This window comes from Staphylococcus sp. SUC_1.2, from assembly GCF_026222585.1.
On sequence record NZ_JANJPM010000028.1, the window covers coordinates 25,290 to 37,291 of the forward strand.

The window sequence follows — 12,002 nt, forward strand, 5'->3', positions numbered from 1 at the left end:
TATGGAATATGTATTAGTCATCACTATAGCTATCGTTGCATTTTCTTTAGTCTTTGACTTTATCAATGGCTTTCATGATACAGCAAATGCAATTGCTACTGCGGTTTCTACACGTGCATTGACACCAAGAACAGCTATTCTTCTAGCGGCAATTATGAACTTTATAGGTGCACTTACTTTTACAGGGGTAGCTGGAACAATTACTAAAGATATCGTAGATCCATTTAAATTACAAAATGGTCTAGTAGTAGTATTAGCGGCTATTATCGCTGCTATTGTTTGGAATTTGGTTACTTGGTTATATGGTATACCAAGTTCTTCATCTCATGCCTTAATCGGCGCTATTGCTGGAGCTGCAATAGCTGCACAGGGGTTTACAGTATTACATTACCAAGGTTTTACTAAGATTATCATTGTATTAATTATTTCACCAATTATCGCATTTTGTGTTGGTTTTATCATGTATACAATTGTTAAAATTATTTTTAAAAATGCGAATCTTACGAGAGCAAATCGTAATTTCCGCTTTTTCCAAATGTTTACTGCAGCGCTTCAATCGTTTTCACATGGTACAAATGATGCTCAAAAATCAATGGGTATTATTACTCTTGCTTTGATTGTAGCGAATTTACAAGATCCATCGAATGTAGAACCAGTATTATGGGTTAAAATTGCTTGTGCCACAGCAATGGGTCTAGGAACTGCAATTGGTGGTTGGAAAATTATTAAAACAGTAGGCGGAAATATAATGAAAATACGACCTGCTAATGGGGCGGCTGCTGATTTATCTTCAGCATTAACGATTTTCGTTGCTTCATCATTACACTTTCCATTATCTACAACACATGTTGTATCGTCATCAATTTTAGGTGTAGGTGCATCAAATCGTGCAAAAGGTGTAAAGTGGAATACAGCTCAACGTATGATTATTACATGGATTATTACATTGCCAATTTCTGCTATTTTAGCAGCAATTATATTTTGGATTTTAAATATTTTTCTTTAAGGTAAAATAACCACAAAATAAGCTTGAGACATGTTTATGTCTCAAGCTTATTTTGTGGTTTGAATCATATTAATGAATATAGTTATAGTTAGAAACTAATGAAGCAGGAATCACACGAGTATCTGTGTTATAAGGGCCATATGTATAATTCATTTCTGAAATTAGAATACTACCATCTGGATTCACACGCTCCACGTATGCTACATGGCCATAATACCCAGCAGTCGATTGCATAATTGCTCCAACAGTAGGAGTATGATTAACAATATAACCATCTGAGGCAGCATTATAAGTCCAATACTTAGCATCAGACCAATATGTACTAATGGGTAATCCAGCTTGGGCGCGACGATTAAACACATACCATGTACATTGCCCAGCAGTGTATAAATTTTGATGGTTAAAGGTTGGTGAAGCATTAGTAGATGATGAGTTTGTAGTACTCGAACTACTTGGAATTTTTAATACTTGACCAGGGTAAATTAAATAATTTTTCAAATTATTTGCATTCATTAAGTTAGTAACTGAAGTTCCATATTTATTAGCGATACGAGAAAGTGAATCACCAGATTGAACAGTATAAGTAGTAGAAGACTTACTTGATAAACTACTTGATGTAGTAGATGTTGTAGTTGACGATCCATTAATAGTTAGTACTTGTCCTGGAAAAATTAAATTACCATTTAATTGATTATTTCGTTTAAGCTCATCAATAGTGGTATTGTATTTGTTTGCAATACTCCATAAAGAATCTCCAGGTTGAACAGTATGTTGTGTTGATGCTTCAGCATGATGAGAGAAAAATGCTACAGCTCCTGACGCAATAGATAACGTAAAAGCTAACTTTTTCAAACTACGTACCCTCCTTGAATTTTAAAATTTATTTTTAGAATTTAATATTGTTAAATTTGTATAATTTACCTTTTTATATCACATGCATATACTATCAAAAAAATATAAGAATATGTGGATTGTTATTATCTTGTAATATGATTAAAAGTAATACGATTTTTTGTAAATAGATAAAAACCCTTGATACAGTAGTTTTTAACAGTTTTATTTAGATAAAATTAAATTGCTTTAAAAAGAAATTTGTAATATTTCTTACAGTAAAATTGAAGCAAGGACGTATCGTGTAAGAGGTAAGTTGAATTGTTTTTAATGATTTAAACTTGTAATAATTTTTGTATTTTCTTGATAAGATACCTACTTAAAAGTAAATAAATTATACTATTTTTTTATTCTCAACAAATATTGTACAATTAATGTAAGATACTATTTAAAAGAGGAGTATAAGATGCCGAGTTCTTCAAATTTAGTAAATCATCAACATCAAAACGCACGTTCAAAAGATAATACTCAACAAAACCATGCATATCGTAAAGTTTGGCTATTTTTTACATATTATTGGCTTATTTTTGGGATTGGCTGTTATTTAGGTCAATATTTGCCTGTAGAATGGCGACGTCCTTTATCAATCACATTATTTGTTATTGTATTAGCGACGTTATTTATTAAAAGAGCACGTAAATATGGTCTTATTATTTCGCATATCTATGCTATTATTATTGGCTTATTATCGTATGCAACATTTTCAATGTATATGCAAAATTTAGGCGCAGACGTTTTTTATAAAAATATATTGTTAGCCATTATAGCGTTCATTGTATTTGGAATATTGGGGTATTTTGTCATTAATGATGCTTCTAGCTTAGGTAAATATTTATTTGTAACATTAATTGCGCTTATTATTGCTAGTCTAGTTGGCTTATTTATTCGTAATTCAATATTCCATATCGTTATTACAATGGTTAGTTTAGTCTTGTTTTTACTATATACATTATTTGATTTTAATCGTATGAAACATGGTAGATTTACGCCAAGAGAAATGGGTTTTAATTTATTTCTTAATTTATTAAATATCATCAAAGATATATTGAATTTAGCAAATCGCTTTAAAAACTAGACATTCATATTTATAATAAGTTGAATATTTAGAAAAGATGTTCTCACATTGTTTTCAAAACATTTTAAATAAAGAGTAGTCTAAAGCTGTTTATTTTATTAAAGTAAGAAGGCAATTATAGAGCATCTTTTTTAAATAATTATGAAATGTATTTAATATAAAATTAAACTTAATTTAATTTTATACGTATTTTTGATTTAGTATTAATGTTGTGATAGATTTACATTTAAACACTTATAAATTAGCATTTTTATATAAACACATTAAAAGAAGGACTACCAAGATTAGAAAGAGGTTAGTATATGTCTAATGGGTATTTTCACGTACTTACTAAGCATGAATATCAAATGACACGTTGTCAAGATGGTATCATATTGCTGTTCCCAATAAAAGGTTCATTAGAAATTCAACATTTTGCCAAAAAAGTGACGATTAATAACGATATCTACGTTATAAACAATAAAGATATTTTTTCAATTAATAAGAATGAGAAAACAATAATGATTTATATTGCAAGTGATTGGTTTAAAGAAGAAGGATTTAATTTCTTTGATTATAAATATTCAATTAATTTAGTTAAATCTATTAATGCAATAAAAAAAGCATTATTACAGATAACAATGAATCATATTAATCATAAATCTGTTTCAGAAGATAACAAATACATAGTTGACATTGTTCAAATTATTGGAAGACAAGGTAGTGTTGAAATAGATATTGCTAATGATCAATATAATTATGCTTATTATGGGGAGTTAAGTGAAGTATTAGACTATATTAACGAAAATATTGAAAAGAAATTAACATTAAAAGACGTTTCATCTAATCTATTTACATCTAAATCTAATTTATCATCACAATTTACACAGTTGTTAAATATTAGTTTTAAAACTTATGTAGACACTTTGAAGATTGCAAATTCATTTGAATTATTATTGAAAACAAACGATACGATTAGTTTAATTAGTGAAAAAGTAGGGTTTAGTAATGCATCAAGTTATTCTAAAACGTTCAAAAGTTATATGGGAATGACACCAAATGAATATAGATCGTGTAATAAATATGAAAAAATGATTTTTATGGATTATGAAACTCATATTGATGATAGTTTACAAAATATAAAAGATATGATTCAGTCACAACAATATTATTATCAAAAGAAAACAGAACATAAAATATATATCGATTCAAAATTAGATACGTTTATTAAACCTTATCAATGTGTAGTACAGATCAATACGATTGAAGAAATAAAACTGTTATTTTTAGAGAAATATATCGATTATCTTGACGAGAGTCCGTCATTAATGATTTATGTAAGAGCGGATATGAAAGAAATAAAAGAACACTTCACTGTTAAAGAACTTCAGCGAATATTTGAATATATTATTAGAAAAAATCTAAATATAAGTTTTAAACTTGAGGATTTAAATCTAATTGACTTCCTTGAAATGACATATGAAAATGTATTAGATTATCTTGAAATAAACCAAGTTGAAGTAAATGTAAATCACGAATTAGGGATTGTTTTTGATTTAGAAAAGATTGATTTAAAAGCCATTTATCGTATGATATTAAAAATACAACATAAAACAAATCGGTTTTCTTTTGGATTAGAAATTAGTAACTTGCTAAATAATCCAGTTTTGTTTAAAACTTTAGAATCGCAAATTAAAAGAGTGAATTTCCAATTTCTGTTTATTGATAATTCAAAACTAAATCAACCCTATTTAATAGAAGATAATAATCGTTTATTAGTAAAGAATATATTACGATATCAAAATATACGTGAAATTTTAAATCACATTGATTTAGAAAATCAAAGAATCATATTTTTAAACGTTGAAAATCATGCGTTTTTAAATAGTGAATATAATGACTTAAATAGTAGTGCCCCGTTAATTGTAGAAACAAACATTAAATCAGCTCAACACTTTGATGGTATTGGTTTCAATTTTAGACAGGATAGTCATCAATTTAATGCTTTACATCTTTTTGATGAAAAAGGTTTTAAAACAATATTAGGGACAATGATGGCATATATCATGACGCTTAGTCAGGAACCAAAATACATTAAAGATCACTATATAGTGATTGAAAAAGAAAATAAATTCATACTATTTATATATGATTGGCGTGTTCTAGAAAGTGAATCACGAAATGCTAATTATGAAAAAACTGATATATATGTAGATTTTAAACATAAGACAAATAAAAATCATCTTATAAAAATTCAAAAGATTGATGATTATAATGGCAATATTAATCATATTATTACTGAAGACATACGTAATCGTTATCAATGGTCTAAAACATTCTTGAAGAAAGTAAATCATTTATTACATTCTTCTTTTAAAATTAGAGAACATGACTTTAATAAAGAGGCATTACAAATTAAACTTGATTATAACGGGCTTTATATAATTGAGATATATAAATAATAAATTTCATCTCAAAAAAGTTTTGCGCAACAATATTTGAGTTTGTTGGTAAATTTAACAAAAAATTCAAAACAAATGCAAAAGACAGAACTCCAAAATTAAAGGATAATATATGTTGAATTGTTCGCTTTTATTGGAGGTGCAAATGCTTGAGTAACGATGAATTAAATCGCTTGCTGAAAATCTATAAACAATATAAAGCGTTGTCTGGATATATAGACAAAGAATACAAACTAACCTTAAATGATTTAGCTTTATTAAAATTAGCTTATGAATACACAGCAGACGATCAAATTTTAATGCAAACATTCTTAAAAGTTGCAATTGAAGAACTAGAATTAAGTAGAACAAAATTACTTGTTTCTATACGCAGACTAATAGAAAAAGAGAAATTAAGTAAGGTTCGATCAACAGAAGATGAACGTAAAATTTTTATCTATATGAACAAATCTAATATTGATCAATTTAATGCTTTATTTAATGATGTAGAAAGATTTTTAAGTAATTAACTAAATGAATTGGGAGAGTACTGACAGGGGGATGCTTTGTCAGTATTTTATTTTTTTTAAAGAAGTAACATTTTTTCAATTTAGACAATAAATTATTAATACTATATAATAAGTAGTATTGAGTAAGAAAGCGAGATGACAATATGGGACGTAAATGGAATAATATTAAAGAAAAAAAAGCCCAAAAAGATAAAAATACTAGTAGAATATATGCAAAATTTGGTAAAGAAATTTATGTAGCGGCTAAATCAGGGGAGCCAGATCCTGAATCAAATCAAGCATTAAGACTTGTGCTAGAAAGAGCAAAAACATATTCTGTTCCAAATCATATTATAGATAGAGCCATTGATAAAGCTAAAGGTGGTGGAGATGAAAATTATGACCATCTACGTTATGAAGGATTTGGTCCAAGTGGCTCCATGATTATTGTAGATGCCTTAACTAATAACGTGAATCGTACAGCATCAGATGTTAGAGCAGCATTTGGAAAAAATGGTGGTAATATGGGTGTATCTGGTTCAGTAGCTTATATGTTTGACCATACTGCAACGTTTGGTATCGAAGGGAAATCTGCCGATGACGTCCTAGAAACATTGATGGAACAAGATGTAGATGTAAGAGACGTTATTGAAGAAGATGGCTTGACGATTGTGTATGCAGAACCTGATCAATTTGCACAAGTACAAGATGCACTACGTCAATCAGGTGTAGAAGACTTTAAAATTGCAGAGTTTGAAATGTTACCTCAGACTGACATTGAACTTTCAGCAGATGATCAAGCAACACTTGAAAAACTTATTGATGCACTTGAAGATTTAGAAGATGTTCAAAATGTTTTCCATAATGTGGACTTAAAATAATGAAATACACGGCTTCGTTTTGGATACAATCGTTAGACTTGGAATCTCATCCAGAAGGTGGATATTATAAAGAAACTATTCGACCAGAGGGTATAAAGAAAGATGAAAGGGCCTCTTTTAGTAGTATACTTTTCTTATTAAAAGCAGATGATATCTCGCATTTTCATCGTATAGATGCTGATGAAGTATGGTATTATCATGCTGGTGTATCACTAGAGATACATATGTTAACTGAAGATGGCCAGTATCGTAGTGTCTTGTTAGGTCCAAATGTAGACCATGGAGAAGTGCTACAATATGTTGTTCCCAAAGGAACCATTTTTGCTTCGAGTGTACCTCATTCGGAAGGTTATAGTTTAGTAGGCTGTATGTGTCAACCTGCATTTGAATTTAAGTATTTTGAATTATTCACACAAGATGAGTTGACAGAAGTATATCCACAATATCGCCGAATGATTCAAAAATATGCATTGAAAAACATTGAGTATTAATAATTAGACACTTCATTCATCTAGTTAAGTATAACTACATGAATGAAGTGTCTTTTTTAAAAAGAGGTAGAGGACACCATTGCTGACATGTTTCTATTCAGCCGTGCCAAAAAGTTCATTAGCTAATTCTACAACATAAGCTAATTTGTTCCATTGCTCTTGTTCAGTTAGAGCGTTCCCTTCTTCTGTAGAAGCAAAACCACATTGTGGACTAATACAGATATGGTCAATATTTACATATTGTTCTGCTTCTTTAATTCTTTTTTTAATTGTTTCTTTATTTTCCAATTCACCTGTTTTAGAGGTGATAAGTCCTAGAACTGCATAAGCATTGTCATTAAAGAAACGAAGCGGTTCGAAATCACCTGAACGTTCATCATCATACTCTAAAAAGAAACCATTTAAATTTTCTTTAAATAGGTAAGGGGCGATGGCTTCATATCCTCCAGAAATTGCCCAAGTTGATTTATAGTTACCACGACAAATATGAGTAGTCAGAATTAAATCATTTGGCAGTCCTTCGATAGCTTTATTAATCACTTTATAGGCTAAATCACGTGCTTTTAGTTTTTCATCTTCAGAGCGTTGACGACCTCTCACTTTTTGAGTACCGTCAGTTAAACCAGCCCAGTATACGTCATCTAATTGAATATAGCGCGCTCCTAAGTCATAAAATGCTTGTAGCGTTTCATGATAAACTTTGGCAATATCATTTGCAAAATCTTCTATATTAGGGTAAATCGTTTCATTTAAAATATTAGGGTGGAATAATTGATTTGGACTAGGTATTGATACTTTAGCAGTTGCGCGACCAGCCACTTTTTTATATAAAAACTTAAAGTGTTCAAAGTGTGGATGATTTGGATTAAATGATACTTTGTCCACAATTCTCACATTATGTGCACGTGTTTCTACACCTTCAAATTCTAATCCGTGGTCAGGAGTATATCCTTCTACGCCATTAATATTCTCTAGAAAATCAAAGTGCCACCAACTTCTACGAAATTCTCCATCTGTAATGCTATGTAAACCAATCTCAATTTGTTTTTCAATAATACGTTCGATTTCTTCATCTTCAATACGTGTTAATTCTTCTAAAGATAATTCGTTATTATTAAATTTAAATCTCGCTTCTTTTAGGCGTTTAGGACGTAATAAACTTCCCACGTGATCTGCTCGAAAAGGTCTAACTGTCATATATAAAACGCTCCTTTTATTTAGAATTTTCAGATAATATAGAATAAAACTATCAAACCTTAGTGTTTTTGTCAATTTTACCTAAAAATTTAATAGTTGTAGTAAAATGAAATTGAAAAATTAATAAATTTATATGCTAAAAGTAATAAAGCATGCCATAAGATGACATGGTTTACTTAGTTTAATATAATAATGACAAGGAGTTGGTGGCTTTATGAAAATTAAATACATAGATAAACGTCACTGGCGTCGCCTAATTGAACGTGATTACATAGAAGTTAAGGTAAATAATAATAGGTTTAAAGGTATTATTGGCTTGGTCACGATGAAAAAGGTGCGTGAGCCTTTAGAGGTGACGGTGGTCGATCAAAATGTAGTTGTAGTAGATAATAACTATAAATGGTTACAAATTTTGCCAGAAAAAAAACGCTATAGTATTACTGCAATGTTTGATGATAAGGGGAATCCATTAGAGTACTATTTTGATATTAACATTAAAAATATTACTCAAAAAGGGAACGCGAGAACATTAGATTTATTTTTAGATGTGCTGGTTTTACCATCCACTGGTGAATATGAGTTAGTAGATGAACATGATTTAGAACTAGCTTTAAAAAATGGACAAATTACGAAGAAACAATACCATGAAGCCTATATTATCGCTCATCAATTGATGATTGAGATTGAGGACAATTTTGCAGAGATACATCATCGAATTATGCATTGTTATAAAAAGATGATAGGTAAATTAAATAAGCATAAGAAAGCGTAATTATATTTCTTTAATACTAAAACAATAATGAAATAGTATCAATTTTATTTACCATCATAGCCGTATTCGTGGATAAACATAGGGGGAAGCTATGAAAATTGAAGATTATCAATTACTAATTACATTAGATGAAACGAAAACGTTAAGAAAAGCTGCTGAAATTTTATATATATCACAACCAGCAGTCACGCAACGCTTAAAAGCAATTGAACATGCGTTTGGAGTAGAAATATTTATTCGTACTAAAAAACAATTAATTACTACTACAGAAGGTGCAATGATCATCGAACATGCACGTGATATGTTGAATCGAGAAAAAATGTTTTTCGATAAAATACAAGCACATATAGGGGAAGTAAATGGAACCATATCTATAGGATGTTCATCTTTAATTGGACAAACAATATTGCCCCGTGTATTGAGTTTGTATAATACACAATTTCCTAATGTAGAAATACAAGTTCAAGTGGGTTCAACAGAGCAAATTAGATCTAATCATAGAGATTATCACCTTCTAATTACTAGAGGGAATAAAGTAATGAATTTAAAAAATATCCATTTATTTGATGATGAACATTATTTTATTTATCCAAAAGAACGTCATGAAGATGTGTCAAAGTTACCATTTATTGAATTTCAAGCAGATCCAATATATATCAATCAAATTAATCATTGGTATAGTGAAAAATTTGGACAAGATTATCATGCTACCATTACAGTAGATCAAGTGGCAACATGTAAAGAAATGCTAATAAGTGGTGTAGGAGTAACTATTCTTCCAGAAATAATGATGAAGAATATTGATCATCACGTATTTGAATTTGAAAAAGTCAACATTGATGGTCTTCCGTTAATCCGCTCAACGTATATGAGTTATGATAGTAGTATATTGCAACTACCACAAGTTGATGCTTTTGTTTCTTTAATGCTTAATTTTACTAAATAATAGTTAATCAATATTGCAATTTAAAAGAAGAATAGAGGTATAGTATATGTTTTCAGCACTATTGCATATTAAAAACTATAAATTATTTCTTATTAATATGATGCTCTTAGGAATGGGTATTGCCATTACAGTGCCATACTTTGTTTTATTCGCAACAAAAGAACTAGGAATGTCGACAAATCAGTTTGGTGTTCTTTTAGCTTTGGCTGCAGTCAGTCAATTTACTGTAAATGCGATTGTCGCTAGATTTTCAGATACACATCATCTTAATCGGAAAATACTTATTATTTGTGCACTATTTATGGGAGCACTTAGTTTTTCTATATATTTTTACATCCATCATATATGGCTATTTATTATAGTATATGCGATATTTCAAGGATTATTCGCACCTGCAATGCCCCAATTATATGCATCCGCTAGAGAATCTATTAATGCGTCTTCATCAAGAAATAATGCGAAATTTGCTAATACTGTATTAAGATCAATGTTCTCTTTTGGCTTTTTATTTGGTCCACTCATTGGTGCATATCTCATTCAATTTATGGGCTACGCAGGGCTATTTGGTGGCACGGTTATCATTTTATTATTTACGCTATTGTTACAAATATTCTTTTATAAAGATTTAAATCTGACTATAAACGAACAAGTTAAAGATACTGCTAGTATTGAAATAACTGCACCTAATATGTTAAAAGATAAAACTTTATTTATTCCATTTATTGCTTTTATACTTCTACATATTGGTCAGTGGATGTATACAATGAATATGCCACTATTCGTTACAGAATATTTGAAAGAACGAGAAGGTTATGTAGGTACTTTAGCAAGTTTATGTGCCGGCTTAGAGGTGCCTTTTATGGTTATATTGGGGATTTTAGCATCTAAATTATCTACACGCACTTTGCTTATACTAGGAGCCATAAGTGGTGGTCTATTTTATTTTAGTATTGGTATATTTGAAAATATATATATGATGATGATAGGACAAGTATTTTTAGCATTTTATTTAGCGATTTTATTAGGACTGGGTATTAGTTATTTCCAAGATATACTACCTGACTTTCCTGGTTATGCGTCGACTTTATTTGCTAATGCAATGGTAATAGGACAATTATGTGGAAATTTATTAGGTGGCGTAATGAGTCATTGGGTTGGATTAGAAAACGTTTTTTATGTTTCTGCCTTATCTATTTTTATTGGTATGATTTTAATATTGTTCACTAAAGATCAAAAGTTTACATCCTCAACTATGAATATACAATAATTAAAAGAAATGATTATGTATGAAAATAAAAGTCTGGGACTTTAAATCCTTCGACAAATGAAAAAGACCACTTTTTCTATTGAAATAATAGTGGACTGACCCCAATTAGTGGGAATTATATAAAAACACTTTCGTTGAATTCATATTAAAATGAATCATGCGGAGGTGTTTTTTCTATGAAAAGAGTTGCTTATTCAGTAGAAACAAAGTATAAAGCTGTTGAAATGAAAGCAGCAGGATTTTCAACAAAAGAAATTATGGAAGAATTAAATATTAGAAATAGAACACAAGTGAAAACTTGGTGGCGATGGTATCGAAATGGGGAAAGTTATAGATTTTCACAACACGTTGGTAAACAATATACCTACGGTAAAGGATTAGAAGAGCTGTCAGAAGTAGAACAATTAAAATTAGAAAATAAGAGAAAAGATATAGAATTGGATATTTTAAAAAAGTACAAGGCATTGGAAAGGAAGTGGTACCAACAGTAGTCATAGATTTAGTGGAACAATTAAAAGGAAACTATTCAATCAAATTGATACTAGAA

Annotated in this window: 11 protein-coding genes and 1 pseudogene; 10 read left to right on the forward strand and 2 right to left on the reverse strand. The window is 29.6% G+C overall.

Annotation, left to right across the window (positions count from 1 at the left end):
- Position 1: 1 nt before the first annotated feature.
- Positions 2 to 1,006, forward strand: a complete 1,005-nt coding sequence (locus tag NR218_RS09915; protein ID WP_017175997.1) for an inorganic phosphate transporter — start codon at positions 2 to 4, stop codon at positions 1,004 to 1,006.
- A gap of 69 nt (positions 1,007 to 1,075) precedes the next feature.
- Here NR218_RS09915 and NR218_RS09920 read toward each other — a convergent pair whose 3' ends face one another.
- Positions 1,076 to 1,858 (reverse strand): CHAP domain-containing protein, encoded by a 783-nt coding sequence (locus NR218_RS09920; protein WP_017175996.1) that lies wholly within the window; start codon positions 1,856 to 1,858, stop codon positions 1,076 to 1,078.
- A 445-nt stretch (positions 1,859 to 2,303) separates the two neighbouring features.
- Here NR218_RS09920 and NR218_RS09925 point away from each other — a divergent pair, with 445 nt between their 5' ends.
- The 5 genes from NR218_RS09925 to NR218_RS09945 all read left to right on the forward strand — a co-directional run bounded on the left by NR218_RS09925 (position 2,304) and on the right by NR218_RS09945 (position 7,273).
- Positions 2,304 to 2,972, forward strand: a complete 669-nt coding sequence (locus NR218_RS09925) for a Bax inhibitor-1 family protein (RefSeq protein WP_017175995.1) — start codon at positions 2,304 to 2,306, stop codon at positions 2,970 to 2,972.
- Positions 2,973 to 3,274: 302 nt separating this feature from the next.
- On the forward strand, positions 3,275 to 5,413 hold the full coding sequence (locus NR218_RS09930; RefSeq protein WP_049417352.1) for a helix-turn-helix transcriptional regulator: 2,139 nt from the start codon (positions 3,275 to 3,277) through the stop codon (positions 5,411 to 5,413).
- A gap of 149 nt (positions 5,414 to 5,562) precedes the next feature.
- The gene (locus tag NR218_RS09935; protein ID WP_017175993.1) at positions 5,563 to 5,922 is read left to right on the forward strand and encodes a transcriptional regulator, SarA/Rot family; all 360 of its coding nucleotides are present in this window, start codon (positions 5,563 to 5,565) and stop codon (positions 5,920 to 5,922) included.
- A 143-nt stretch (positions 5,923 to 6,065) separates the two neighbouring features.
- Positions 6,066 to 6,782, forward strand: coding sequence for a YebC/PmpR family DNA-binding transcriptional regulator (locus NR218_RS09940; protein WP_017175992.1), 717 nt, complete (start codon positions 6,066 to 6,068; stop codon positions 6,780 to 6,782).
- Positions 6,782 to 7,273: a cupin domain-containing protein gene (locus NR218_RS09945; RefSeq protein ID WP_265883365.1), complete on the forward strand. Its 492-nt coding sequence runs from the start codon at positions 6,782 to 6,784 to the stop codon at positions 7,271 to 7,273. Before NR218_RS09940 ends, NR218_RS09945 begins: the two co-directional genes overlap by 1 nt.
- Positions 7,274 to 7,366: 93 nt before the next feature.
- Here the strand turns inward: NR218_RS09945 and NR218_RS09950 are convergent, their stop codons facing one another.
- The gene (locus tag NR218_RS09950) at positions 7,367 to 8,470 is read right to left on the reverse strand and encodes a 5-methyltetrahydropteroyltriglutamate--homocysteine S-methyltransferase (RefSeq protein ID WP_048761305.1); all 1,104 of its coding nucleotides are present in this window, start codon (positions 8,468 to 8,470) and stop codon (positions 7,367 to 7,369) included.
- A 214-nt stretch (positions 8,471 to 8,684) separates the two neighbouring features.
- Here NR218_RS09950 and NR218_RS09955 point away from each other — a divergent pair, with 214 nt between their 5' ends.
- From NR218_RS09955 to NR218_RS09970, 4 genes and pseudogenes are all read left to right on the forward strand, one after another.
- On the forward strand, positions 8,685 to 9,242 hold the full coding sequence (locus tag NR218_RS09955) for a DUF402 domain-containing protein (protein ID WP_017175988.1): 558 nt from the start codon (positions 8,685 to 8,687) through the stop codon (positions 9,240 to 9,242).
- Between the two features lie 91 nt (positions 9,243 to 9,333).
- Positions 9,334 to 10,188, forward strand: a complete 855-nt coding sequence (locus tag NR218_RS09960; RefSeq protein ID WP_017175987.1) for a LysR family transcriptional regulator — start codon at positions 9,334 to 9,336, stop codon at positions 10,186 to 10,188.
- 46 nt (positions 10,189 to 10,234) lie between these two features.
- The gene (locus NR218_RS09965; protein WP_048761307.1) at positions 10,235 to 11,455 is read left to right on the forward strand and encodes a sugar efflux transporter; all 1,221 of its coding nucleotides are present in this window, start codon (positions 10,235 to 10,237) and stop codon (positions 11,453 to 11,455) included.
- A 176-nt stretch (positions 11,456 to 11,631) separates the two neighbouring features.
- Positions 11,632 to 12,002, forward strand: a pseudogene (locus tag NR218_RS09970) (helix-turn-helix domain-containing protein); the annotation flags it as partial.